Below are 221 nucleotides of genomic sequence, written 5' to 3' on the forward strand. Positions count from 1 at the left end.
GCTTCAAAATTAATAGAAGTGATACCTAACTTTCACGATATGTCTTTTCGATACCAACAATTTGAAGATGCACTTAAAATAGCTTCTCCAAAAAGATTAGAAAAAGCAAAACATTACATAAAACGCGTTGAAGATTTAAAAGAAGAAATGCATATTCTTCAAAAACTTAAAGAATCTGGCGACATTAAATTAAGAGTTACTCACAACGATACTAAAATATC

1 protein-coding gene is annotated in these 221 nt (G+C 29.0%); it reads left to right on the top strand.

Annotated features, from left to right (window positions below):
- A partial coding sequence (locus H2O73_RS24615) for a hypothetical protein (RefSeq protein WP_220457814.1) occupies nucleotides 1–221 on the top strand: 221 nt, incomplete at both ends.

Origin of the sequence: Vibrio marinisediminis, from assembly GCF_014050145.1 — a bacterium.
Lineage (GTDB): Bacteria > Pseudomonadota > Gammaproteobacteria > Enterobacterales > Vibrionaceae > Vibrio > Vibrio marinisediminis.